The organism is Candidatus Nitrospira neomarina, assembly GCF_032051675.1.
GTDB lineage: Bacteria > Nitrospirota > Nitrospiria > Nitrospirales > UBA8639 > Nitrospira_E > Nitrospira_E neomarina.
Map to the genome: position 1 here is coordinate 1,058,079 of NZ_CP116968.1, position 25,800 is coordinate 1,083,878.

The 25,800-nt window shown below is 50.7% G+C and carries 24 protein-coding genes; 17 read left to right on the top strand and 7 right to left on the bottom strand.

Features of this window, described 5'->3' with window-relative positions:
* The first annotated feature begins 1 nt into the window (after position 1).
* From PQG83_RS04720 to PQG83_RS04735, 4 genes are all read left to right on the top strand, one after another.
* Positions 2 to 784: a hypothetical protein gene (locus tag PQG83_RS04720; protein ID WP_312747376.1), complete on the top strand. Its 783-nt coding sequence runs from the start codon at positions 2 to 4 to the stop codon at positions 782 to 784.
* On the top strand, positions 771 to 2,159 hold the full coding sequence (locus tag PQG83_RS04725) for an MmgE/PrpD family protein (protein WP_312747378.1): 1,389 nt from the start codon (positions 771 to 773) through the stop codon (positions 2,157 to 2,159). Before PQG83_RS04720 ends, PQG83_RS04725 begins: the two co-directional genes overlap by 14 nt.
* Entirely contained in the window at positions 2,156 to 3,037 is an 882-nt protein-coding gene (gene prpB, locus PQG83_RS04730) for a methylisocitrate lyase (RefSeq protein WP_312747379.1), read from the top strand. Before PQG83_RS04725 ends, prpB begins: the two co-directional genes overlap by 4 nt.
* A gap of 108 nt (positions 3,038 to 3,145) precedes the next feature.
* Positions 3,146 to 4,270 carry a citrate/2-methylcitrate synthase gene (locus tag PQG83_RS04735; protein ID WP_312747381.1) on the top strand — a complete coding sequence of 375 codons (1,125 nt, stop codon included), beginning with the start codon at positions 3,146 to 3,148 and terminating at the stop codon, positions 4,268 to 4,270.
* 173 nt (positions 4,271 to 4,443) lie between these two features.
* Here PQG83_RS04735 and PQG83_RS04740 read toward each other — a convergent pair whose 3' ends face one another.
* Entirely contained in the window at positions 4,444 to 5,415 is a 972-nt protein-coding gene (locus PQG83_RS04740) for a hypothetical protein (protein WP_312747383.1), read from the bottom strand.
* Between the two features lie 556 nt (positions 5,416 to 5,971).
* Here PQG83_RS04740 and PQG83_RS04745 point away from each other — a divergent pair.
* The gene (locus tag PQG83_RS04745; RefSeq protein ID WP_312747385.1) at positions 5,972 to 6,703 is read left to right on the top strand and encodes a ferredoxin--NADP reductase; all 732 of its coding nucleotides are present in this window, start codon (positions 5,972 to 5,974) and stop codon (positions 6,701 to 6,703) included.
* 447 nt (positions 6,704 to 7,150) lie between these two features.
* On the opposite strand, the gene PQG83_RS04750 is transcribed toward PQG83_RS04745, so the two are convergent.
* The gene (locus PQG83_RS04750; protein ID WP_312747387.1) at positions 7,151 to 8,506 is read right to left on the bottom strand and encodes a DUF481 domain-containing protein; all 1,356 of its coding nucleotides are present in this window, start codon (positions 8,504 to 8,506) and stop codon (positions 7,151 to 7,153) included.
* Positions 8,507 to 9,156: 650 nt separating this feature from the next.
* Between PQG83_RS04750 and PQG83_RS04755 the strand changes: the two genes are divergently transcribed.
* The 6 genes from PQG83_RS04755 (at position 9,157) to PQG83_RS04780 (ending at position 12,882) form a co-directional block, all read left to right on the top strand.
* Positions 9,157 to 9,516, top strand: a complete 360-nt coding sequence (locus PQG83_RS04755; protein ID WP_312749119.1) for a DUF3568 family protein — start codon at positions 9,157 to 9,159, stop codon at positions 9,514 to 9,516.
* A 312-nt stretch (positions 9,517 to 9,828) separates the two neighbouring features.
* A complete protein-coding gene (locus PQG83_RS04760; protein ID WP_312747388.1) occupies positions 9,829 to 10,500 on the top strand; it encodes an SOS response-associated peptidase in 672 nt (223 codons plus the stop codon).
* Between the two features lie 503 nt (positions 10,501 to 11,003).
* A complete protein-coding gene (locus PQG83_RS04765; RefSeq protein ID WP_312747390.1) occupies positions 11,004 to 11,489 on the top strand; it encodes a hypothetical protein in 486 nt (161 codons plus the stop codon).
* Between the two features lie 72 nt (positions 11,490 to 11,561).
* On the top strand, positions 11,562 to 11,873 hold the full coding sequence (locus tag PQG83_RS04770; RefSeq protein ID WP_312747392.1) for a BON domain-containing protein: 312 nt from the start codon (positions 11,562 to 11,564) through the stop codon (positions 11,871 to 11,873).
* A gap of 63 nt (positions 11,874 to 11,936) precedes the next feature.
* Positions 11,937 to 12,236, top strand: a complete 300-nt coding sequence (locus tag PQG83_RS04775; protein WP_312747394.1) for a BON domain-containing protein — start codon at positions 11,937 to 11,939, stop codon at positions 12,234 to 12,236.
* Positions 12,237 to 12,303: 67 nt separating this feature from the next.
* Positions 12,304 to 12,882 (top strand): hypothetical protein, encoded by a 579-nt coding sequence (locus tag PQG83_RS04780; protein ID WP_312747396.1) that lies wholly within the window; start codon positions 12,304 to 12,306, stop codon positions 12,880 to 12,882.
* Positions 12,883 to 13,082: 200 nt separating this feature from the next.
* Here the strand turns inward: PQG83_RS04780 and PQG83_RS04785 are convergent, their stop codons facing one another.
* The 3 genes from PQG83_RS04785 to lexA all read right to left on the bottom strand — a co-directional run bounded on the left by PQG83_RS04785 (position 13,083) and on the right by lexA (position 18,278).
* Positions 13,083 to 16,241: a DNA polymerase III subunit alpha gene (locus tag PQG83_RS04785; protein ID WP_312747398.1), complete on the bottom strand. Its 3,159-nt coding sequence runs from the start codon at positions 16,239 to 16,241 to the stop codon at positions 13,083 to 13,085.
* 281 nt (positions 16,242 to 16,522) lie between these two features.
* Positions 16,523 to 17,728: a DNA polymerase Y family protein gene (locus PQG83_RS04790; protein ID WP_312747400.1), complete on the bottom strand. Its 1,206-nt coding sequence runs from the start codon at positions 17,726 to 17,728 to the stop codon at positions 16,523 to 16,525.
* Between the two features lie 7 nt (positions 17,729 to 17,735).
* Positions 17,736 to 18,278 carry a transcriptional repressor LexA gene (gene lexA, locus PQG83_RS04795; RefSeq protein WP_312747402.1) on the bottom strand — a complete coding sequence of 181 codons (543 nt, stop codon included), beginning with the start codon at positions 18,276 to 18,278 and terminating at the stop codon, positions 17,736 to 17,738.
* Positions 18,279 to 18,652: 374 nt separating this feature from the next.
* On the opposite strand from lexA, the gene PQG83_RS04800 reads away from it, so the two are divergent.
* Complete coding sequence (locus PQG83_RS04800) at positions 18,653 to 19,396, top strand: TerC family protein (protein ID WP_312747404.1); 744 nt, start codon at positions 18,653 to 18,655, stop codon at positions 19,394 to 19,396.
* A gap of 120 nt (positions 19,397 to 19,516) precedes the next feature.
* Here PQG83_RS04800 and PQG83_RS04805 read toward each other — a convergent pair whose 3' ends face one another.
* Positions 19,517 to 20,083 carry a MarR family winged helix-turn-helix transcriptional regulator gene (locus PQG83_RS04805; protein WP_312747406.1) on the bottom strand — a complete coding sequence of 189 codons (567 nt, stop codon included), beginning with the start codon at positions 20,081 to 20,083 and terminating at the stop codon, positions 19,517 to 19,519.
* Between the two features lie 110 nt (positions 20,084 to 20,193).
* Between PQG83_RS04805 and PQG83_RS04810 the strand changes: the two genes are divergently transcribed.
* The 5 genes from PQG83_RS04810 (at position 20,194) to PQG83_RS04830 (ending at position 24,283) form a co-directional block, all read left to right on the top strand.
* A complete protein-coding gene (locus tag PQG83_RS04810; protein ID WP_312747408.1) occupies positions 20,194 to 20,436 on the top strand; it encodes a thioredoxin family protein in 243 nt (80 codons plus the stop codon).
* An 86-nt stretch (positions 20,437 to 20,522) separates the two neighbouring features.
* Entirely contained in the window at positions 20,523 to 20,981 is a 459-nt protein-coding gene (locus PQG83_RS04815; protein ID WP_312747409.1) for a group I truncated hemoglobin, read from the top strand.
* A gap of 176 nt (positions 20,982 to 21,157) precedes the next feature.
* Positions 21,158 to 22,027: an MOSC domain-containing protein gene (locus PQG83_RS04820; protein WP_312747411.1), complete on the top strand. Its 870-nt coding sequence runs from the start codon at positions 21,158 to 21,160 to the stop codon at positions 22,025 to 22,027.
* A 283-nt stretch (positions 22,028 to 22,310) separates the two neighbouring features.
* Positions 22,311 to 22,889, top strand: a complete 579-nt coding sequence (locus PQG83_RS04825; protein ID WP_312747413.1) for a TVP38/TMEM64 family protein — start codon at positions 22,311 to 22,313, stop codon at positions 22,887 to 22,889.
* Positions 22,890 to 23,344: 455 nt separating this feature from the next.
* On the top strand, positions 23,345 to 24,283 hold the full coding sequence (locus PQG83_RS04830; protein WP_312747414.1) for an RluA family pseudouridine synthase: 939 nt from the start codon (positions 23,345 to 23,347) through the stop codon (positions 24,281 to 24,283).
* A gap of 315 nt (positions 24,284 to 24,598) precedes the next feature.
* Here PQG83_RS04830 and PQG83_RS04835 read toward each other — a convergent pair whose 3' ends face one another.
* Entirely contained in the window at positions 24,599 to 25,753 is a 1,155-nt protein-coding gene (locus PQG83_RS04835) for a phage tail sheath family protein (protein ID WP_312747415.1), read from the bottom strand.
* Between the last annotated feature and the right edge of the window lie 47 nt (positions 25,754 to 25,800).

Genomic DNA, 25,800 nt, shown 5'->3' on the forward strand with positions numbered 1-25,800 from the left:
CATGAATCTGGTGCTTGAGAAACACAAACGCATATCGGAGTTGGTCGATTATCAACGAAAGCTCTACGCGGGTTCAAGCGTCGAAGAACGGCTTCACGCGATTGTCGGAGAATCCCCCTCCTCTTCCCTATCGAAACATGAGGTCATTCGGATACTTCGCGACTCAATGGCGGTTCTGTTCGATACGCATGTATCTGTTGTGTCGGGCCACCATACCGCGACCTATTTAGGATTTGAGTCCATCGCACGTGATGCGGATCTGCTTGCCCTTATCAGTGCGGATATGGGCCACTGGGTACTGGGGTTGGGTCAACACCATCGAATCGATGGACTCCTAGTGCCGGCATCGGATGCACGTTTGTTGGCAGAGGGTATCGCGACAATCGTCAGCCCTCAGATGGCAATGAGAGTAGTCTATGCGCCATTCAATCACGATACAGGAAAGATTGGGGTGGAGATTCCCGAAGGCTCGATACAAAAAGGGGAAAATTTTGTGGTGATCAATGACGTTACCGCGCGAGGGAGTTGCGTCAATAAACTCAAAACCATTGTGAACGATCATGGCGGTCATGTCGTAGGAATGATGGTGTTTGCCCGTCGGGATAGCGGACAATTTCCATTAATGGACGACTTGATGTCTCGCTATCCATTTTACTATGGGACCAACGTGATGATGCCTCAATGGGAAATTCAGGACTGCCCGAATTGTCGAGCCGGAGAAGAATTTTTTTCCTGGAAGGAGATGCCGTCCGATCTCAGGGCAAGAGGGGATGATGCTTGCTGACCGCCTCGCCGAATATGCGGAGTATTTGACCTTCCAGAACCTTCCATCGGACGTGATCCATGAGGTGAAGCGACGGGTGTTGGATAGCCTGGCCTGTGCATATGGTGCCACCACCGCACCCCCATGCAGGATTGCCAGGCGCCTGGCGAGCCGGATGATGCTTAAAGACGGTGCAACGGTATGGGGAACCCGCCATCGAACCAGTCCGGATCTGGCCGCTTTTGCGAATGGCACGGCGGTGCGGTATCTCGACTGCAACGATACCTACCTCTCTAAGGAGCCCGCTCATCCGTCAGACAATATTCCGGCCTGTCTGGCGGTTGCCGAAAGTCTTCATGTTCATGGCCGGCAATTTATTCAATCCATCGTGCTGGCCTATGAGATCCAATGCCGTCTTTGTGACGCCGCGGCGCTGCGCCCCCGAGGATGGGATCACGTCACCTACGGAGCGTTTTCTACCGCGGTCGCCACAGCCAGGCTGCTCAAGCTCCCTAAAAAACAGATCGTGCATGCGCTCAATCTGGCGGGTATTACGGCTGGAGCACTGCGTCAGACCAGAGTGGGGGAGGTTTCCCTATGGAAAGCCTGCGCGTTTGCCAATGCAAGCAGGAACGGAATCTTCGCAGGATTTGCGGCTCGCGAGGGTATGACCGGACCGGAGGCCATGTTTGAAGGAGAAAAGGGGTTTATGAAGGTGATTTCCGGGCCATTCTCTTTACCCGAAATGGGAGGACGTCACGGCTCTTCCTTTAAAATTCTTGACACCTACATCAAGCCCCATCCGGTGGAATATCATGCTCAGTCGGCGGTGGAGGCGGCATTCGCCATTCGGGAACAACTGATTGCTGCGTGTGGAGAATTCCCTGTCCACCGAATCAAAGCAATTATTGTCGGCAGTGGTGATGTGGCGATCGAAATCATTGGACGGGATCAGGAAAAGTGGCATCCCAAAACCCGTGAGACTGCTGATCATAGTCTCCCCTTTTGCGTGGCAGTCGCCCTGACGGATGGAAAAATATCTCCCCGGTCATTTTCCCCGCATCACCTGAACGACACCGTTCTGTTAAATCTTATGCAAAAAATCCGTGTTGAAGAGGTTAAAGAGTTTTCCGAGCGTTATCCGGATGCCATGGCCAACAGAATTGATGTCACCCTGATGGACGGCAGGACGTTCACGGCTCAGATTGACCATCCCAAAGGTCATCCACGACGCCCGCTCACCGATCGCGAACTGGAATTGAAGTTTCAGAAGTTGTCTTCACGGAAAATCGGCCAGAAAGATATAACCAACGTTATCCAAACCGTGTGGGAACTGGACCGTCTGAAAGACGTGAAGGACCTGGTGTCGGCATTGCCAGTTATGGATAGACGATGAGTGGGAAACCAAAAACCTCGCAGAGTCCGGCGCGCCGGTTTCGAACCGAGCTTCAAGGCGACACGTTGGCGGTTCCGGGTGTATTTAATGCGTTTTCGGCTCGATTGGTTGAGGATGCCGGTTTTCCGGCCGCATACCTGTCAGGAGCGGGTCTGGCGGCTTCCCGGGCACTACCCGATATCGGGCTGTTAACGATGACGGAGGTGGTGACAGAAACCCGGTACGTGACTCAACGGGTTCAAATTCCCATCATCGTCGATGCCGATACGGGCTTTGGAGAGAGGCATCAGGTGTATCGGACGGTTCAGGAATTAGAATCAGCCGGGGCGGTGGGCATCCAATTGGAAGATCAGGTGTTGGCAAAACGTTGCGGCCATTTGCCCGGAAAAACCCTGATTTCATGTGAGAACATGTGTCAAAAAATTCAGTCGGCAGTTGAAGCAAAACAGGATCGGGATCTAGTCATTATTGCGAGGACGGATGCCCGGGCTGTGGAAGGTCTGGATGGGGCCATTGAAAGGGCTCGAGCTTACAGGGCAGCCGGTGCGGATGCGATATTCCCAGAGGCCCTGCAGTCTGCCAAAGAATTTCAAACGGCAGCTAAAGCCCTGAAATATCCCGGAAACATTCTGGTCGCCAATATGACTGAATGGGGACAAACTCCCTATATGACCGTTAAGGAATTCTCCGGAATGGGATATCACATTGTGCTGTTCCCCATGACCGTATTTCGTGTGATGGCAAAGGAAGGCCGAGCCGCTCTCCTGGAATTACAAAAACAGGGGACCCAACAAGCTTTCCTCGACCGCATGCAAACCAGGCAGGCATTGTACGAGGTGTTGGATTATCAAAATTATGAACGTGTGCCAACGGAATGAAAGAGGCGCGTTGAACCCTCCGAACTCTGGGAATGTATCTGACGGCCTCTTTTAACCGCCTCAGGGCACAAAATTTTCCACAGGCCTGTAAAGAAAGGCAGGTGTGTCATGGAAACGGCCGTTCATAATCCCGGCCTTGACGGGGTGGTGGTGGGGGAATCAGCCATCTGCCAAATAGACGAGACGAGGGGAAGTTTACGATATCGCGGATATGCCATTGAAGAGCTGGCCGAGCAGGCGACATTTGAAGAAGTGTCTTATTTGTTACTGCATGGAGATCTGCCGTCATCCCGCGCTCTTCAGGCGTGGCAGGCCGAGTTGGCTCATGCCGGGTCCTTACCCCCGTTCGTAAGGCAATTTCTCCAAACGGTTCCAGCTTCTGCAAATGTCATGGATGTGCTGCGAACCGGGGTGTCGTTTCTCGGGATGATCGACCCTGAAGCTCAGGATATTTCCCATGAAGCGAATCTCCGAAAGGCCGTCCGGTTACTCGCACAAATGCCTCTCCTTCTTTCCTGGGCGAGTCGAACCCGATTCGATCATCCTTTTTTTCAAGCTCCTGCCACAAAGTCGTTTGCCCAAAGCCTCTTGTATCTGTTGACAGGGAATCTCCGGGAAGATCATGCAAAAGAACTGGAGGTCTCTCTTAATCTCTATGCCGAGCACGAATTGAACGCCTCAACGTTTGCTGGTCGGGTCACGGCCTCAACCCTGGCTGATCTTTATGGGGCTGTCACGGCGGCTATTGCGACACTCAAAGGCCCCCTTCATGGCGGTGCGAATGAAGCTGTAGCGGAGATGTTCCACGCCATTCGGGACCCGGAAAACGCGCAAGGGTGGGTCCATTCCAAATTGTCCGGGAAGGAACGGGTGATGGGGTTTGGCCATCGAGTCTTAAAACACGAGGATCCGCGTTCGGCTATCATCAAACGACGGGCGAAAGCCTTGAGTCACCATGCGGATGGGACGCGGTGGTACGAAATTGCGGAAATCATTGAACAGACGATGAAGGAAGAAAAGGGGCTTCTCCCGAATCTGGATTTTTATACGGCAGTGGTCTACCTGTTCATCGGAATTCCCAAAGAAGCCTTCACGCCTATTTTTGTCGCAAGCCGGCTGAGTGGGTGGTGTGCCCATATCATCGAACAACAGGATCACAATCGTCTGATCCGGCCACGAGCCTCCTACATCGGCCATTCGCCGCGGGAATTTCTCTTTATCGAAGATCGATAAGAAAAAACGCCCCTTCGCTCTGCTGTCATCAAGGGTAAGCCGAAGGAACTGTGCTGAGACGTGTGGCCTCAGCCATCCTTTGGTATAAGGGACTTTGGTCTCAAGAGGACCCAAAGTTCGGACGAGAGCTTTCTGCCCCCTTCCGCGCAGCCGGGATGCGGCTGGAAGAAATGTTAGTCCTTGTCTTCACCGTATGTCCGAAGAAACCGACCGAGTTGTGTTTTGAATGGTCGTTCTCCTTGATATTCAAAGACAAAGCGGGTTTCAAAGAGAGGGCTTGGATTTAGATCACGTAAATGGTCCGGTTTCCAGGAAATATTCAACTGGTCAATGACGGTGATAGGGATCGAACCACTGTTGTTCATGCCCAAATCCCTGGTGGCATAGGATCGGGAAAAGATGAGAATTTCGTTATCGAATAACGCGGCATTGATTTCTTCTTTGACGCCACGGGCTCGGAATTCTGCCACCAATCGTTGATAGATGAGGGTCGTGGCGAGCTGCTCGCGAAATCCGTAAAACGCGGCAATCCCCGCGTGTCGTTGATCGTTTAATACCTGAAGACAGTCTTCGATTTGAGAGGCATCGTTCATCTGCTCTCTGTTGAAGATAAACACCCGCCGAATTTTGACTCCCCGCTGAACCGCTGCCTGATTTGCCAATAAATAACTGGGAAAGAGGGGGCCATCCCGTTTCCATATCTGCCATCGTTCCATCATCGAATTAATGGTGGACTCCACGGTATTCAGTAGTTGAATCGCTTCATTTTGAGCAATGGTGCCTTCATAGGACAGCATTTGGGATTCAAGCTGGCGAAGTTCCTGGCCTATGGCCTCCACTTTGTGGGGAATGTATCTCGGTCGTTCCGGCACATGCATCATGACATCGACGGCTGACAACGCCATGGCCCAATGGCTCTTTTCTTCGGGGGCGGCCCGGTCTTTCTGGGCAACGATTAGGAGTTCGACAGGATTTTTTTTGAGAAGATTGGCGATTCGGATGCAAACGGTGGCATTCGGTACTTTTTTGCCGCGACGAAACCAGTTGGCCTCAGGTTGGCTCACTTTGAGTTTTTTGGCCAGGGCGTAATCGTTCGTGATGCCATAGGTTTTTTTGATCTGCTCGATAAACTTAGGAAAGTCCATGCTCGGCTCCTAAAAAATCAATCCAAATGAATCAGCGGAATACAAAAAAGGATCAATTCCACTATCGGATAAAAGACACATGCCATTCGGTGATGTGTAGAGAGTTGATTCTAGACGAATTCATCCGGAATTTAAAATGCAGGCATCTTGAAAGGTCAAGCCGGCCTTAAGTTGGCCCCGGATAATCTGGTGATTTTGTGATGTGGGGAGAAGTATCCGTGGGTCAAGGCGAGTGATCAACGGATTATAAAAGGAAAGGGTAACTCGGGACGGGTGGGACAAAAAAATTAAGATGAAGAGCCTCCCTTTGTCGTTTCTTCTTGGGATGTTGTTCTGTTCATAGGGATGCTATCTCTGTTCATCTTCCATGATTCTTTCTGGCTCCCCCCATTCATGTGCGCTTTTTGCTTTCCGAGAATGAAGCACTGATGAGCAGTCGCCCTCATTGTTGTGAGGTGCGGCAATTTTCACCAAATTTTTGCAGGCGGTTTGTCGGCTTGGTAATGTGTAATGGCGCGCTCTAGAGAATAACCTCAATCGGCAGGAGCCTACAATCATGCAAGAGTTTAACGCCCTTGTCAGTCGAGTCAGGGATCTGACCCATGATGTCCGTGAGTTGAAACTCACCCTGCTCGCCCCGGATGCCATCGAATTCATGGCGGGGCAGTGGATCTCTCTGAATGTCTGGAATCCAGGATTGAGACAGCATGTCCCGCGGCAGTATTCGATTGCCTCTCCGCCAGGGCAATCCCAACAGATCACCCTTCTCTTTAACCGGGTCCCCGACGGCTCAGGCTCAAACTATTTGTTTGGCCTTCATGAAGGGGATCCCGTAACATTTCACGGGCCTAATGGATCGTTTATTCTCCAGGAGAAACCCGGACGAGACGTCGTCTTTGTGGCCACGGGAACCGGGATTGCGCCGTTCCGTTCAATGCTCTCTACCTTCTTGGAGGAACCTGGCGCTGGAACCTTGACGTTATATTGGGGCTTGCGGAGCCAGCGAGACCTTTACTACCAACATGAATTGGAAGCTCTTGCACGGCGGCATCCGAATTTCAGTTTTATCACAATCCTGTCCAGGCCGGAAAACGGTTGGCAAGGTCCCATCGGACGCGTGACAACATTAGTAGAGAACTACGTTGCCTCAGTGAGCAATGCAACTTTTTATCTGTGCGGAAATGGCGGCATGATACGAGACACGACGGCCATTGTGAGAAAAAAAGGCCTCTGTTCCATTCGCACTGAACAATACTATGATACAGCCGGGGCCGGTACAGACGCGTGAATCTGTTCCGACTCTACGGATAAAACAGGTAATGCTCATGATTGTCGAGCCAAACAACAAGTGGAGCTTTTCAGTGAACTGCCCGGCCTTTCCAGAGAGCGAACTGATGTGGTGTGTTTTGCTGAGGAATCCTCCCCAATACACACGAACTTCGTTGAGATGTGGATAGGCCACCTCACTCCAGAGGATAGCCCTTGTATTTCGTCAGTTTTGTTCTGATGCAACTCTGGCGGTGTAGGTTGTTAAGTCACATGGGACACAATCTGGGCGTTGTGCTTATCTCTCATGAGGTCTGTCAAAAAACGACTCGCGACTCCTTGAGTTTTATCCATCTTAGCGGATGTATAACGGAATCAAGTTCGGGAACTAGGGATCGTTTTCTGAGTGCCGGATGATTCAGTCGTCGTTCGCAATAGTTGGGAGGAAAGGCGGGAGATTAACCGTCAATCAACTCGAAAACTCATAGCCCAAGGCCCATATGAACGCTTCATCCGATTTTTTCTTCCCTGGCTCCGGGTCGCTGTTGTATCGGTATTCGAAAGCCACTTTCAGATATAGTCTCCCATACACTTCTATGCGAGCGCCCTGCTCGGATGTCCACCGTAGGGCCGTACTTCCGCCTACTCCCAGGTCGCGAAATCCTTTTTGGCGGTGATACACCCGTATTCGATCTGCAATCAGATCATAATTCCAATCCACTGCCCATGCAGCGGTAGCGGTTTTGGTCGTCCCGGTCTCCTGAAACTTTTCGTAAACAAACGCCGGACCGATGGACCCACTTAAACCATGGCTTGGGGAATCGAAAAATTGATACCCGAGACCCAGGCTGGTCGTACTCCGAAGATCCAATCCCTGAAACTTATCATATTCGAGGAATTCGTAACTGTTAACAAACAACCTTTTGTTAAAAAAATAGTCATAGCCTAATGTGCCTCTGGCATTTTTTGCTGTGTTCTCTCCATCCGCCGAGGCAAAGGCATACTTACCGTTCAAGAGGCCACGGTGTCGTTCCGTCCAAATGGTATTGTCCGTTGAGGCGTTCACAGCCGTGGTGTCCGTATTCCCCTTCGTGCGGTTACCTCCCAGATCGAAGGTTCCTTTATAGCGAAGCTCAGGAATATTGATGGTCTTCACACGCGCCGGCGATATGCCTTCACTGCCGCCTAATTCGGTCACAGCCGTACGGGAGGTTTTGAGAAAGTCATCTCCATTGGGTTCTCTCTCTTCCTCAAAAACTTGAACGGAAAGCGGAGTTTGAGACTGGAGTTGTTCCACCTCATCCCACTGAACCGATATATCTCCTGCATAGGCAGTTTCGATAGTAAGGGTCTTTTCCTCCATCGAGACAATTTTTCCGATCAGATGCATGTCATTCTTGAGAGTGATTTCATCTAACTCTTCACTCTCTTCACCCATGGCATTCTCTTTTGAGCTTTTGATAGCCTTTACGGAATTGAGGGTGATCATCAGGGGAGCCGAGTCCTGGTCTCTCAACACCTGGATTGTTCCGGACTCAGCCATTTGGATTCGGCCTTCATAGATCTCGCCGGTATCCAGATCCACCGTGACCGCCTCTTCAGTTGTCAACCCCGTCACCTCTTTCCAACGAAGGGGAATAGGATTGTGCATACTCGCTGACGCTCTCACCCGGAGGACACCATTTGTCATGCCAAATATCTTGCCTTTGAGAATAGTGCCATCTTTCAGCGAAATCTGACCGGAGACGGCGGCATAAAGAGGACCACCCCCACTAATCAGCGCAATACTAAGTAGGACGATGAAGAGCTTCAATCTCAATGCCATGAATTCCTTGGTAGATAAAATAGCTTTGTGCGTGATCAACCGGATGCTTCATCACAAATCACGGACCATCAACAAGCACATCTATTTAAAAGTGATTTCGGACAACTTAATGAAACACTGTAGAAATTGGGTTTGCAACTGAAAGATTTGGCGTGAACAGAAGTTGTGATGGAGCCCACTAACAGTGAACGGTACCCGAAAAGTTTGGGATTATAGCCACAGATTCACCACAAAGCTACCCCAATAGAGTGCCAGACTGAATAAATTGTGTAACAGGCGAAAAGGGGGCATTTCACTTTTGTTCAAATGCAAAAAAGGGATAAATTTCTGCTGACGACTGGGGAGGAAAACAAAAGGTGTCGCAGAATGTATTTTGGAGAAATATAAAATGTGAATGATATGTCTTCCCGTCCCTGATATGATTTTTTCGTTCGGTTTCAGTAATTCATGTCACCATAGGTGATAATAAGTTTCTTTGGATGATTTCATTTAACTCTGTTAACCTGCATCCGATAACATCATATACGTGACTTTGAACTGGTGCTGATGAGGTTTACAATGCTTCAATAGTGGAAAGGACCGATCAAGCATTGAAACGGGACACAAATAAATTTTTGATGAAAAATTATTGCATCATGCTTCTTTTTGTCATGTGGACCATGCCGCTAATGTCTGGATGCGCTGTGGCGTTGTTCGGTGCTGGTGCAGGGGCCGGTGTCGCAGGGGCGACCTACGTGATGGGCAAGCTGGAAGATGAAATCAATGCTCCCGTTTCAAAAGTCCAGCGGGCTGCCGTGGCCGCTTTGAAATCGTTGGAACTCCCCGTCGATAAACAACGAGGAGATAAATTAGCGGCCGAGTTGGAGTCCGAAACGGCTGATCAAAAGAAGGTATGGATTTCGATTACTTCGCTTACATCCTCCCGGTCAAAAGTTGTGATTCGGGTGGGACTTTTAGGAGATGAAGCCCGCTCCCGACAGATTTTACAAGCCATTCATATGCGGTTGTGATTTTCTCAAACCCACCTCCGTTGTCTTCGCAATGGGATGATCCCCAGCTCTGGTTATTCTTTTAAATCATTTAAAACCTTCAGACGGTTTTCCCCTTCATTCTGAAAAAGGCTTTAGCGTGAGGACTCTAAGTTAATCCCTGGATGCATTTCGTAGGGTGAGTCCGAAGAGGCTCAATATTTTAGCAATCCATAAAAAAGCTGGGGATTCCCATGGCCTTTGTCATTTGTGCCTGTCGAATTGAAATTTCTTCCCTTTATTTACGGAATTTTGTAGGGTTAGGTTAAACCTGGAAGTTTAAAGATCCCCATTATGTGCGGTCGCTTCACACGCAAAGAGAATTTTCAGCATTTGGCGAAACAGTTGGGCCTCAAGGTCCTCCCGCCATTGAGCCCTCGCTACAATATTGCTCCATCGCAGTTGGTGGCCTGTGTGCGCACAAATCTTGAATCAGGACAAAGAGAATGTACGGAATTGAAGTGGGGACTGGTGCCCTCTTGGGCTAAGGACCCCAGCATCGGAAATAAGTTGATTAATGCCCGCGGTGAGACTGTGGCAGAGAAGCCGGCTTTCCGCAAAGCATTTAAACACCAACGCTGCCTGGTCCTGGCGGATGGCTTTTATGAATGGAAACAAGAAGGGAAAACAAAACAACCCTATTACGTTCGATTCAAAGATCAACGGCTCTTTGCGTTCGCGGGCTTATGGGAACGGTGGAAGAAAAACAAGGCCGACCCTCTGGAAACCTGCACACTCATTACGACTGCTCCCAATGCAGTCATGGAATCTATCCATCATCGCATGCCGGTCATTTTAACCTCTAAAGATTATGCCGATTGGCTCGATCCATCTTTGCAATCTATTGAGCGAATCAACGCATTGCTCCGACCGTATCCACCCGAGGAAATGGAAGCCTATCCCGTCAGTCAGCTCGTGAATAATCCAAGACATGATCGGCCTGAATGTGTGGTTCCTATTGAATGAGAGGGATAATTAGGCGTGAATTTATCTGTGAAAATGCCATCTGGAAGTTCATGGGGATATTTCTCTGGCATCGAGAGTAAGTCGAATTTGAGACCATCTGAGAAAAACGATTCCATAATTTGATGCACATCTATTTTATGATTGGTGTGCTGTCGTACCCTCCAAGTGTAGTCATTCCCATTTTAGTAAGAGAAAGGAAAAGACCAATCCCACTTTGAAATAAGGCCGTCCTGCTCACTTCGTTTTTGGGAAGGACCCACCTTGGCCAATCTGTTTCCATTGTTCCTCATCACGCCATTTTCCTTCTTTTTGCGTTCTTTCTCTCATTGCTTCTGGGCCGTAAATGAACGGCTCCGTTCCCTTAATAACATCTTTATTAATTGAAAGACGCGTCAAACAAGGGTTTCTATCAGTTGGTCGGCGCATCCTGTCGTGGTACTTGTAAGCACATAAAGAGTTTCACCCCCGGTCAGGATAAACCACTTAAGCTCAATGGAGGTTTTATGAAAAGGTACACCTTGAAGACTGCTCTGTCCTTCCCCCTGTGTATGGTGTTTTCCCTGGGGATAGGGGGGGCGTATGCGTTTGCTCAAGAATCTGCACCTTCGAATGACTCGGCAGCATTTTCAGATGTGGGTCCTTCCCTCAAAGAACTGGGTGAAGCCCAACGGGACATAGATCGATATGAAGAAGCGCAAGACAATTTTAATGAAAATGTTGATCAATTCATCAATGACCGAATGCGCTACAACGAAGCCAGAGCGAAATTTGATCGAGCCAGATCTATTTATGAGCAGGAAGAGCACCTGTTTAATAAAACCTATGAAAAATTCAGCAGGGATCGTGACCGGTATTTGGAAGCACGAGATAAATTTGTGGGTGCCCGAGAGAGATTTCAAGATGCACGAAGTAATTTTTTTGGGAGTTCGATAAACGCATCTAGCCCGTCCAGTGCCGGACGAATGGAAGATAGGCCTGATGGCCGATAAATGACGTAGATGTTTTTTCCAGGAAATACTGAAGATTTTCTTTTTCTTTCACGAAAAAAGGAGTGATATTTCATGAAACAATTACAGACGATGGGATTAGTTGCGTGTCTTTTTCTGGTTTCCTTGATGGTAGGATGCGCGGGAGGGCCTCAAAAGGAAAGTTTTGGAGAGCATATTGATGATAGCGTGATAACGACCAAGGTCAAAACGGCTCTCTTGAGTGATCCGGAAGTGTCCGGGATGGATATCAATGTGACGACTTTTAAAGGACGGGTTCAGTTAAACGGCCTTGTCAATAATGCTCAGCAAATCGACCAGGCCGCACGATTAGCACGGGAAGTCGGTGGGGTCATGGCAGTTGAAAATAATTTGTCCATTAAGTAAAGAAATTCTGTCATGATCATTTCAACTGGATAGAGAGGTTTTCTCATACGGGGAAAGATAGAGATGCACATAGTTACGGGTATTGGAATCATGTTATTGATGATCTCGATGGGTTGCGCGAGCACCCCTCTTCAGGAGAGCACGGGAGAATACCTTGATGACAGTATTATCACGACAAAGGTGAAGACCGCTCTTCTCCGATGCCCCCTGGTGTCAGGGACCGATGTTCATGTCGAAACATTTAAAAATCGGGTGCAGTTGAGTGGGTTCGTGGATGAAATGCGGCAGGCTGAACAAGCGATATTTTTATCGAGAGAGGTTGAGGGGGTGGGGGTGGTTGAGAACCGACTGAGTATCAAATAAAGGGAAAATTTCCGGAAATCCTCACCGATTATAGAATGTGATCGGCGTTTGTTGGTAATATGAGTTTATGCGTTGTTGGATCTTCACCGGAGTACTGATCGCCAGTGGGTTCTTGTCAGGCCTTGAGGCTTGGGGACTGGAATTTACTGCAGACCAAATCATTAAGTTCGGTCGGCAGACTCAAAAGGCCAACCTATACTATCGGGACGACCGGTGGCGGTTGGAGCATCAGTCGATGGGTCCGGTCAATGTCACCATTGTGCGTAAAGACAAACAGCTTATGTGGCTGCTGCTCTCCCGCGTGAGACACTTCAAGACGCTTCCCTACGATCCTGCTCAGGAGCCAAAATTGAGTGAGCATCTGGAAGGAGAGATCTCGCGTGAAGAGATCGGCACGGAGACACGCGAGGGTCATCCGACGATCTTGTACGAGGTGACGGTGAAGCAGGGCGATGAGATCGATGTCTATTACCAATGGTTTGCCACCGACATTCAGTTCCCGATGCAGTTGACCAGGAAGGACGGAAGCTGGAGTGTCGAGTATCAACATGTGAAGCTGCGGCCCGTAACCGATTATTTATTTCAACTGCCAGTCAATTTCCAGCCCCTGGAAGAGTTTGATCCGCCGAAGAAAAAAGAATCCTAAGAGCCGACGATGTCGTCACCTATTCGTTCGAAGGTGAGCTGGCCTTGCCGGCCCCCACATCTCCTTACAATTAACTTTTTGCTTGAACATAGACCCTTCCCGGTTGGCTCAGGGTAGCAATACGGTTTGGGGTTTTCCTGAACCAGGATGTGTTCGGTCCATGCTTAAATGGGGAAGTCTCTGTTTGGACAGCTTGGGTGTCAAACGATCACTTGCATATGCTGCACCGTCAGTGTGGTGGCGGTGAAGTCTTCCTCCACCAATCCCTCCAGAAGAAGCGGCCGTTCGTTTGTGAGTAACGGTCCGTATCGTTGGAATATTTCGGGGAACAGCGTGGCATCGTAAAGTGCCGTGGTATCTTCCAGCGTGATAAATTCCATGGGTTTGCCATGTTTCGTCGAGGCGGCTTTTTCCGTGATCAGCCAGCCAACCATCATGATCCGACGGCCGATATGCATAGCCATCTCTGTGGCGGGAGTGATTGGCAGGTTTTGCAAATGTCTCGCATAGAGCGTCAACGGATGACAACGGAGGGGGAAGCCGAAGAGCTCAATCTCATGCTGGATCAGCCGTTCTGTGTCATATTCATTCGGAATCGGGAGCAGACGAACGGACGGCAACAGCGGGGTGGCGTGTTGTGTAACGGATCTGGATGAGGAGATGCCAAAGGTTGGATGCTCGGCGTAAACCCGCCAGAGCAGGCCGGGGCGGGTGACCTCACCGGCAATAGCATCGAAGCAACCTGCCAGAACCAATAACCGCGTCTGCGCCGGTTCGGGGTTGAGCCTGCTCAGAAAATCATGAAACGACTGAAACGGGCCGTGGCGGGATCGTTCTTCGAGAAGCCGATCAATGAATCCCCGTACGATGCCTTTGATTTGCATCAAGCCCATGCGGATGGTCGTTCCTTCTCCCTCATATGCCCATTCGCTGACATTGATGTCCGGCGAGAGCACGGTCAATCCCATCCGGCGGGCTTCTGACAGATAGGCGAAGGTTGAATAAAACCCACCCTGGTTGCTGATGACGGCGGCCATGAATTCCCCAGGATAATGGGCACGGAGATAGGCCGACTTAAATGACACCTGCGCATAACTGGCCGAATGCGGTTTACAAAAACTATAGCCGGTAAAACTCATCGTCATTGCCCATACCCGCTCGATCGTTCGCGCATCCACACCGCGCGCGCGCGCGCCGTCGACAAATTGGCGTTGATAATCGCGAAGCCGGCGTTGCTTATGTTTTTTGCTGAGGATTTTCCTCAGTTGGTCGCCATCTTCCACGGAAAATCCCGCCAGACCCATGGCTACTTTGGTCACGTCTTCCTGATACACCATGATGCCGTGGGTTTCCCCGAGCACGTCTTCCACTAACGGATGCAGGGGACGATAGGCGCCGCCATGCGCCCGCCGGACAAATTCTTGAATGAACCGGTTTGCGGCGGGACGAATCAACGATGAGACGATGACGAGATACTCAAAGACGTCCGCATGCATGCGCCGATCTGCCGGCATGCCCGTCCAGAGTTTTTTGAGAAGCAGTCGGGTGGCAGGCGATTCGATGTAAAAACATCCAATTGTCTCCCCCTGTTGAATGAGCTGTTGCGTTTTGGGGTCGGTTAATGGGTCCCAGGTGGCATAGTCGATGTGGCGGCCGGTGTGTTTTGCAATTGCCGCAAGGGCATCCCGAATGACGGCTAAGGATCGATTGCCCAGGAGATCGATTTTGACCAGGCCGGCATCTTCCGTTTGATCCTTTTCCCATTGGATGACCGGAACACCCTTTGCGGCCACTTCCACTGGGACATAGCGGCGGAGATCGTCAGGAACAATCACGATGCCCCCGCAATGCAGCGACAGATGACGAAACCGTCCCTGAAGTTGAAGGGCGAGTCTGACGATTTCAGGCCATGGCTCGCGCAAATCGGTGAACGCCGAGGCCTCATCAAGATGTGAGTGTGGTTTTTTGCCATTGTGGGGTCTTGAAGACGGCGAAGATGGAAGAGAGCGAGGCGTTCCATTTTCTCCAATATTGGAAAGGCGGGGAGTCTGCCGAAGCGCGGATTGGCTGCATGGGGAGACAGAGGACTCTTGAGTCGGAAAATCGGTGAGCGGGAGGCGAGTCAGCAGTCGACTCACCTGTTGAATTTCCGCCGGAGGCATGCCATAGACTTTGGCGACTTCCCGCACGGCTGCCCGAAGCGCCAGCGTATTCTGATTGGCCACCATGCCGGCCTGCCGGCTGCCATAGCGCGCAAAGACAAAATCCACAATGCGGTCCCGCTCATCCCAGGGAAAATCCACGTCGATATCCGGCGGATCGTGACGCCCGGGATTTAAAAAGCGTTCAAAAAACAGATTGTGCCGGATGGGATCCACATGCGTAATCCCCAGGCAATAGGACACGATGGATGCCGCCGCCGATCCCCGGCCACAGGTGCGAGGCGCCTGGCGGACAATCTCCTCAACCACCAGAAAATAATGAGCGTAGCCTTTATCCCGGATGACGCCCAGTTCGCGTTCGATACGATCAGTCACGACCGATGTCAGTGAGCCGTACCGCCATCGGGCCCCGTCGTAAGTCTTCTCGCGTAGCAGAGTGAAGGCATGTGGGTCGGAGAGCTGGCGAAAATTCGGAAAAATCGTCTCTTTGAACGACCACTCGGTCTGGCAGTGCTGCGCGATCTTCCAGGTATTGGCTATCGCGTGAGGCACATGGGGAAACTGTGAATCCAGTATCGAAGGCGGCATCAACCAATGATGGGGTGCACAGCATGCCTCCGGCGGTAATTGAGAGAGGGTGGTATTGAAGGCGATCGCGCGGAGAATTTGATGGAGGGGGAACTCCTGCGGGGTTACAAAATGCACCCGGTTGGTTGCGACAGGAGGAAGGCGTGTGCGCCGGCTAAAGGCCAGGGCCTGGTGCATGAGCGCGCCTGGCGATAGCTCTACATACAGATCGCTAAGTGAGTGCCGTTTCCAGGCCGTCAGTGCAGAAAGATCATCAGAGAGAATGATCAGGCCTTTTCGGTGTTCCTGAACCGAGGCGATGCAGTCAAAGTCGTCATCGCAATGGCGTTGGGAAAGCAGGCGGCAAAGGTTGGTATAGCCAAAAGAATCTTTGACCAGGAGCACGGCGCGGTGCCGGTTGTGGGTCAGTTCGGCTCCCAGGATCGGGCGTAAGCCATGGGCCTGGGCGACCTCGATAAAGCGAATGGCACCATACAGACCATTCGTGTCGGTCAGGGCAAGTGTCTCGGCTCCCTGTCCCTTTGCCGTCTGGCACAAGGTTTCCAGTGAGGACACTCCTTGCATCGGGGAGTACTCCGAATGAACGTGTAAATGGACAAAGGCTGACATGAAATAATGCGGCAATAATGGTAAATTGCGTACCCATTTTTAATTAAAGTATTGCTTTACTTTCTGTCCATGTTGATAACCTGTTGATTGAAGTAATGCCTTATTTTTTCTGTCTGTGGATAACTCAGCAGTTAAAGTTTTTGATTAATTTTTATCATTTAAAAATGCAAAAATCCTATTATTCATTGGTTATTTTGCATGTTAAGTAATGCCGTAAAAATGAGGGTGATCATGCCACAGAGGTGTGAGCATCGCTTGAGAATTTTTCAAGATTCACCTATTCAATCTAAACGAGAGGCCAGGTGTGAGCGTCCCCATTGAATGACTTTCATGCCGAACCGGGTATGCAAACGATCAAGGGCTAATGCCAATCGATGGGGACGGGGAAGTGCCTGAGGTTCTTCCGGGTCATGTGATGGGAAGAGCGATAGTTGTTCGGGTGGAGGACGAAAGCTATTACTTCGAATGGTCAGTGAGCGCACGCGGACGCGTCGTTGAAAGCACCGACGGAATAAGGTCTGAGCTGATGGAAGCATATCAACCTCCCAATGTGTGGGTGTGGATAAGACAGATGAATGGTGAACCGTGAGCTGATCGCTAGAGAGCAGCGTCAGCCTGAGGCGATGACACAGGCGCTGTCGCCGACGTAGATCATGGCAGAGAGAATCCAGAAGGCATGACAGGCCTCCAAGGAGCCGGTCGTAGTCAATCGTATCCGGCTCAAAGAGATAGGAATGGGTCAGCGATAATGAGGCCTCAGGAGCCACGACCGGCAAAAAATCAATCCCTCGTGCCCACTGGTAGAGCCGGTGGCCCCATCGACCGCAGACGGTTTCCAAGGCTTCCAAACTCACGTCGCTCACGTCGCCGATGGTCTGTAGATTCAAATCGGTCAAGCGTGTGTGGAGTGCGGACCCTCCAGGACCTTGTAGTCCGGGAAGTATTGAGACGGGTAACGGTGATAAAAAGTCCTGTTCGGAGCCTGCCCGGACATCACAGAGTTGGGGCGGCGTGAGGATGGAGCTGGCCATTTGCGCGACAAGCTTATTGGTCCCGATACCAGCGACGGCTTGTAGCCCAAGTCGCGATGTCAGATCGCGCTCTAAACGCATCGTGGTGTCACAGGTTGCGCCAAAGAGTCGAGTGGTGCCGGTCAAATCTAAATAAAAATGTCCAGGCCTAAACGACTCCCAAATGGGTGCGATCGGTATCATGCACGACACGAGGGCATGATGGGCCTGGGCGACACGAGTAGGGTTGGGAGGCACGAGTCGAAGCGAGGGACAGCGTCGTCTGGCCCGATCGGCCTGAAGTCCGGGTATGACTCCGGCGTCTTCAGCTTCGGGAGAAACTTCACGGATGATGGCACGGGACGCATGGGCAGAAGCCACGGCGACAGGTCTGGTGCGTAAGGAGGGGGCGTCGAGGCGTGCCAGGGCCACTTCGAATCGAGGAATACATAAACAGACAATTTGACGGTCCATCATTTTTCATCTAGCCACAATGCCGAATGACTCCGATCACCACTCCTTCAATCACAAATTCATCCTGCGGAGTCACCAGAATCGGAGCCATGGTTGCGTTCGCCGGATGCAGTTCTATTTGCTCTTCTTTGTTGTAATATTTCTTAATCGTCGCCTCCTGATTCACCAGTGCGACCACGGTTTGTCCATTTCGCGCCATTCGTTGCTTGTGTACAATCACCAGGTCACCTGGCAGGATGCCTTCATCCCGCATCGATTCACCTTTCACTCGTAATGCGAAATTGTCTCCCGTTCGCAGCATGGAAGGTGGAACCTCTACCAGCTCAGTTTGGGGAATGGGCTCAATCGGGTTGCCGGCCGCGACGATGCCGGCCATGGGAATCTGTGTCGGAGAATCCAGTTGAGAGAGGATAGCTTCGACCACTCCAGGAATCCGACGCATTCCGCATTCATAGCGGGTAATGGTCATACGAGTGGTGCGGAGACGTTCAGCTAGTTGGGTTTGGGTTAATCCCAGGCGTTGCCGGATCTGTTTGAAGGCTTCAGGTGTCATGTAACCAATGGTTACATTCTGACATGGGAGGTGTCAAGAGAGGTGGTTGCCACCGACCCACTCATGACTACATCGAGTGCAAATATTGTAAGCATTTGATTATTAATTGTTTTTTAATAAATCACTCATGCTGAATAGGGCGGGTCTCTCATGCCATCTAGGGACAGTTTCCGGGAATGTCACTATTAGGGCAGTTCATCGTGGGAAGACAGGTCAGCACTGTTTCCTGGTTACGAACTAAGAAGTAATCAGGATCCACCCTAGAAAAATGGGCACATATTCATGCCGGCGCATCCCGCAGGTCCTATGGAGGCATGTTGCTGCCGGCATGGCTCAACGCATTTGATGATTAAAAGAAAGAAGAGGAGAATCTGATGTTTGAATGGCTGACAAGTCCTGAAGCATGGATCGCATTAGGCACGTTAACCGCGTTAGAAATTGTCCTGGGGATCGATAACATTATCTTCATCTCCATCCTTGTCGGACGTCTTCCCGAGAATCAGCGGGGGTTTGCCAGAAGAGCAGGGCTTGGTCTCGCCATGGTGGCACGCCTGGGATTGCTGTTTTCGATTTCATGGGTCATGGGGTTAACCGAACCCTTGGTGACGGTGTTCACCCACCCGATTTCAGGGCGCGATATTATTCTGATCGGCGGTGGATTGTTTCTCATGGCGAAAGCCACGCATGAAATTCATAACAGCCTGGAAGGGCTGGAAGAAGAGAGCAGTCACACGATTGTGGCTGCCAGTTTGGGAATGGTTCTTGTCCAGATTGCGGTTTTGGATATTGTGTTTTCCCTGGATTCGGTGATCACCGCGGTCGGTCTGGTTGATCAGGTTTCTCTCATGGCGATCGCCATCATCCTGGCCGTGCTCGTGATGCTGATAGCCGCAAAAGCGATTGGAGATTTTGTCGATGAGCATCCGACCATTAAAGTTCTTGCGCTATCATTTCTCATTCTCGTGGGTGTGACCCTGATGGTGGAGGGATTCGAGGTGCATGTCCCGAAGGGCTATATTTATTTTGCCATGGCGTTTTCCGTCACCGTAGAAATGCTCAATATTCGCATGCGGAAAAAACGGACCCCGGTCAAACTGTACAAGACGCTTTCCGAATAGCCGGAAATACGCGGACGCCACAGGCCGCGTATAAGGTCCTTCGCGGAAGAGGGGAGAGGAGATGAGCGCGGCCACACGTCTGTGTGGGGGGAAGTCCCAGATGATGTGGTGCAATATGCGCTATTGCGGATATTGGTGCTCGCGGCAGATCAATTGAATGTCTTGCACACTTAACGGTTCTCGTGTCAAACCGCAGACATACCCGTTCTTCTCATGATCTTCATTGAAGCGACAGGTGTGGCAGGCCCCAAAAGCCTTTCGTCCATGGACCTGCTGCATTCCTCGCAGGATTGAGCGCAACGCAGAAGTCAGTTCAGCGATTTTTATTGAATCCGTCTTCGCCAGTGCCGGTTCCAGGCTTCTGGTGAGAAGGGCTTTTTTTACGAGATTGCTTCCTTTGGTGGTCGGCGCAAGGCGTACGATTCGTTTGTCCTCATTATCCGCCTGCTTCCGCAGGAATCCCTTCTGCTCTAAAACCTTGAGCGATTGTGAGACGGTTCCCTTCGTGAGTCCCAGATACTCCGCCACGGCTTGCGGCGTATTTGAATAGCGATTGCATTGCGTCAAATACGTCAGCGCTTCCATCTGCACGGGTTGTAATCCGTAACGCAGGCCAAACGCCCGTGCCTCCATCCGTTGCAGGTTGCACAATCGCTCTAAGACATCATTGGCTTCTTGGGCGCTCATAGGTCAATTGTATCGTCTCGATACAGATTTGACAAATGCGAATATCGCTGTTACATTCCATTTGGTTTCGACTCAATACCAATTTTCATCTTTACAAAAGGAGACAGGTTATGAAGAAAGCTGTATTTTATCATGCAGGGTGCCCGGTCTGTGTGTCCGCGGAAACCATGGTGACTCAGGCCATTGATCGTCAGCAGTACAATCTGGAAATCGTCCATTTTGCACAAACCCCGGATCGTGTGGGTGAGGCCGAAACGGCAGGGGTGAAGTCTGTTCCTGCCCTGGTGTTAGAGGGGCAGGTATTTCACGTGAATTTTGGGGCATCCATGGACGACGTGAAAGCCAGTATTTAAGGCGAAAGACTTATTCACGGGAGTGAGACGGTTTGCAGGATAGCCTGGACGTCGACTCCCGGTTATCAATGAAAGGAGAAAATCGTATGCGTTCATGGGTGAGGAATGTCTGTTTCGGGTTCGCTGTAGGGTTGTTCCTGAGTGGGGCGGCCTGTTCAACGGTTGAACCCCCGGCAGGAAAGGACACTGCATCGTTGTACGACCGGTTAGGAGGAAAGCCGGCTATCACGGCGGTCATCGATGAATTTGTGGGCAATGTTGCTAACGATGCCCGTATTAATGATCGCTTTGCCACTACCGATATTCCCAAACTGAAGGGACATCTGGTGGATCAAGTCTGTGAAAGGACTGGTGGACCCTGCACCTACACGGGCAGGGACATGAAAACGACGCATGCGGGAATGCGCATTACCAATGCCGACTTTACGGCGATGGTTGAGGACCTGGTCTCTGCACTCAATACGTTCCAAGTTCCGCAAACGGAACAGAAGGAGTTACTTGGGCTGCTCGGGTCCATGAAACCTGATATTGTCAAAATTCCATAATTCTGTCGGGGATAATTGGTTTGGCATAGCCTTGGGAGGATGTGCCTCATCCTCCCAAGTACCCTGGTTCTTTTTTAGTGAGCACACCGGCGGGTTCTTGCGGCAGAGTCAGCTATTCCTGAGGATGGCTGCGTGACCGCCCCGAGAGATCACGATTCAAAAAAGGAGAGTGAGAAGTGACAAAAGTTTTGCCATCCGAAATGGGAGTCATTCAGTCGTTGTGGCGCTACCCAGTCAAGTCGATGAGAGGTGAAGCCTTATCCCTTGCTCAGGTTACCGGTCACGGACTTATCGGGGATCGTGCCTATGCCATCCTGGATCGTGCCGATGGCAAAGTGGCCACGGCCAAAAATCCGAAAAAATGGCCCGATATGTTTGCTTTCCAGGCAACGTTTTTGGAGCCGTCTGGAGATAAAGAATCTGGATCTCGCATCCGCATCACGATGTCTGACGGCACAATGGTGACCAGTGAGCAAACGGATCTGTCCCAAGTCCTTTCCAAAGCTTTGAACCGTGAGGTTACCCTGGCGCTCATCGAAAATGGGAAGGTGACCGGGGTCCAATCAGCTATGCCTGAAACCTGGATTGCGCAGTCTGAGGAATATTGGCCCGACATGGATGGTCGCGAGAAACGGGACACCGTTACGGATTTCCCTCTTCCGACCGGCACGTTTTTCGATGCCGCGATGGTACACCTTCTGACCACGGGCACGCTTAATCAGCTTCGTGAGGCGTATCCGGAGGGGCATTTTGAGGTGCCGCGGTTTCGACCGAACGTTGTTGTGGACACTGGAGCTGATGAGCAAGGCTTTATCGAACAGGGGTGGATTGGTCAGACGCTAGGCATTGGAGAAAACGTGCGGCTGAAGATTACCGGCTCATGCGGTCGGTGTGTCATGACGACGTTAGCGCAAGGAAAACTTCCAAAGGACCCAGGGATTTTACGAACGGCGGTCCAACATAATCTTGGTAATGTCGGGGTCTATGCTTCAGTCATACAGGGTGGCCCGATTCGAATCGGGGATGGTGTCCGATTGGAGAAATGAGTGATTTGTGAAGGTATGTGTGCCTGTGTCGGTGTGAAAGAGCATCAACGCCACCGGACTCGTGTTGGAAGTATCAGAAGCTGGAAATTCCCCTTTGACTCTCCAACGGTTGACGAAGTCAGAGCTTATTGAGGGGTGACCGCGAAGGTTTTTGAGCTGGCCATGTCAACGGGTTCAAGTGTATCTCCTGAGTTGGTATTGAGTTTTTTCTCTCATTCAACCCGCTTATTGGTGTTCGTGGTTTTTGAGTTTTTCAGCATGCATCCGTAAGATGCGTGTGAAAATGACTTTTTCTCTTATCACCGATCCTAAGAAAAAGCTGCTTTCCATCATTGCGTTCTTTCTCCTGCTGTATGTGATAGTTGCACTGACCGGCCTGCGATCCCACCTGTCGCCTGATGTCATTCAGGCCTTATTTTTTGCGTATCCGGTTTGGGGTCTTGTGCTGTTTTGTCTGGCCTTCAGCTTCGGCAATCTGTTGTATGTGCCAGGATGGATCTTTTTAGTCGGGGCCGTCTTTGCGTTGGGAAAAGAATGGGGTGGGGTTGCGACCTTGATGGCCGCGATGTGTTCTTCGACGATCAGTTTTTTTCTGATTCGTGCGGTTGGTGGGACGGCGCTTCGCAGCTTCAATCATCGGTGGGCCGACAAGATTTTCTCGCATCTGGATGACCGTCCAATTTTATCGGTGGCGTTCTTGCGGCTGCTGTTTCAGACCTTGCCCGCTCTAAATTATGCCCTGGCCCTTGCCGACATTCGCTTTCGCGATTATCTGGTTGGAACTGCTTTAGGATTGCCCCTTCCTATTTTTCTGTATTGTTACTTTTTCGAACTGATTTTCCAGCATCTTCTGAGTGGGTAAGCGGGCATCGACATGGGTGGATCGTGATAAGGTTGCCAAGAAATCATTGGTTATGGGTATGGCGAAGGGTATATTTATAAGAGAAGTGAAACGTGTCGGAAGTCCCCAAACCTGGAATTACCAGCATTCAGCCGTTGTGGCGCTCTACCGTCAAGTCGATGAAAGGCGAGCCCTTCTCTTGCCCAGGACAATTCCCCTGGGCTATGACAGCTTTCTTTCAAAGGCCCATTAGTCGAACTGACACGGCATTTCAAAAATTCTCTAAAAAATTCTGAGCGAGCAACAAATAAAGCAGGCTTTGATAAATGACCTCATTCTCCATGACATGCCCCGAGAGGACGTTCCTAGCCACAGCGTGCTTCTTGGATGTCGCGATTATTATGGTGGTCATTAAGGAAGCTATCAACGAATCGTTGCCTGACCCTGCATTTCTCTCCCACATCTGATCCACAAATATGATTACTGAATTTATCGTGACGGAGGGTGAAACCCGCAAGCGCCTTGATCAATTTTTGGTCAACCGTGAGCGGGACATATCCCGTTCACGGTTACAACGCTTGATTGAGTTGGGACGGATCCGTGTCAATGACAGGATGGTCAAGCCGAGTCACACCATTAAACCAGGCGATCACATTACGATGGATGTTCCCCAGCCGGGACCCCTCCTGGTCGACGGGAAGGCTATGACATTGGATATCTTACACGAGGATGAAGTTCTCCTGGTGTTGAACAAGCCTGCGGGTGTGGTGGTGCATCCCGCGGCAGGGAACTGGGAGGGCACCGTGATCAATGCGCTGTTGGCCCATATTCCCAAGCAGGCCGATGCAGAAATGATCATTGAGAAAAGAGCGGTTCCACGGCTGGTTCATCGACTGGATAAGGACACCTCCGGAGTGATGGTGGTCGCCAAAACCGATCATGCCCATCGTACTCTGGCGGCACAGTTTGAACAACACTCGATCAATCGGATCTATGAGGCATTCGTCTGGGGGGTACCCCGGCAGGAGCAGGGGGTGATGGAGTTGCCCATCGGGCGGGATCGGGGAGAACCGAAAAAGGTTTCATCCAACACCGCACAGCCACAACGAGCGGTCACGGAGTATCGGGTGGAACAGGTGTTTGGTGACCTGGCCTCACAGGTCGTGTTGTTCCCACGCACAGGGCGTACACATCAGCTTCGGGTTCATTTGGCGTCCTTAGGGTGTCCCATTTTGGGGGATGAAACGTATGGCGGTCAGAAAGTATGCCGGATTACGGAGATCGACATTCCACGGGTGATGCTCCATGCACGCACATTAGGATTCCAACATCCCGTATCCGGGGTATTTCAGGAATATTCCGTAGGCTGTCCGTTGGACATGCAAGGGATCTGTCAGTCGTTACTCAATAAATAATTGTACGTTGTAATGTTCTTGTTCCTCTCCTGGGTATTTCATTGATTCCCATCAAGTTTTTTCTCATCTGACATTTACAATCGAAAGAGATCCCAGAAAAGAGTTTTATCTGACTTGAGCTGTCATGGGGTGGACAGGTTGATTCTGGGGATTTCCGTAATCAATACATATCGAGAAAGAATGTTTGGCTTGGCCCTATCGATAGGCGATTCCGTTGAAACTGCCGCATAAATTCTATGCGGGCATGAACGGGCATTTCGCATTCACTGGAGCTTTAAAAAACAAGGGCTTTGGCAATTTCAATAAAATTGGGAATCACGCTTGGCGGACAGATTTGGCTTTATGTTGGATGGTAAGAATAATAAATTCAGCAGGTTTGAGTGGAGCGAACCCGATCATGATGTTGACGTTCCCGGCAGTTTGGTCAGCGGATGAAATGGTATCCGGTCCGCATTTGACAAAATAGGCCTCCTGGGATTTTTGTCCTTGAAAGGCCCCCTGCCGGAAGAGTGATTGGAGAAATACGTCAATTGGTTGCCGAATGTGAGCCCACAAGGTTTGGTCGTTCGGTTCATCTACTACCCACCCTAATCCCTGTTGTATGCTTGATTCTAGAAACAATGCCAGACGCCGGATGGAAAGATACCGCCACTCTCTGTTGGATGACAGGGTTCGTGCACCCCACGCGACAACCTGTGACGGAGAGGTTTGCCGGATTGGATTGATACCCAATTGAGCGAGTTGTCCCATTTCCGGTTCCGTCAGTGTCTGCTCGATACCCTGAACGCCATGAAGGATGGCCGTCTTTCCTGCCGGGGCTTTCCATACTCCTCGTTGTTGATCCGTCCTGACCCATACCCCAGCCATGGCTCCGCTGGCAGGGATGTGCAGAGGTGCTTTCTTTAGTGGCTGAGGGCCTTGGACATGCGGAACGTACATGGCCACATTTGGATGGTGAATGCCCGTTTGCTGATTTACCCAGGTGGTCAGAGCCCTGACCGTTTGTCGAGGGGCATCGCGTTGAGGGACATCCAGGACATACATCGCACGGTGTTTGGTAACAAAAGCAATGGCTGCGTGCATGACTTTGGTCGCATGGGGATCCGGGAGCTCTTTGGTTTGAGGAATAAACAAAATATTGAAATCCCCTATGCGGTCGAGAAGGGAAAGGCCTTGGAGAAATGGGGACCCGCCTTTGATCGGTTTCGATCCAATACCTACCACCCAAATGGCCTTTCCACCATTGTCAAAAAACTGTTTGATGCAAAGGGAGGAAAGGGCTGGTTTTTCAAGCCCCCCATATTCTTTCTCAAATGCTTCCCATGTCAGGACCTGTTGTGGAGACGTCATCGACCCTTTGGGAAATGAGCCGATGATGGCCGCGGTTGAAGTGGACGCCGCTTCGATTACAGGAGGGACGAACGATGGTTTGTGTATAGATGCGCCCGGAATCGAGTGAGTTTTTTTCATAAGAAATTGTGTTATCTCCTTCTGTGGAACTTAGTACTCAGGAGGAA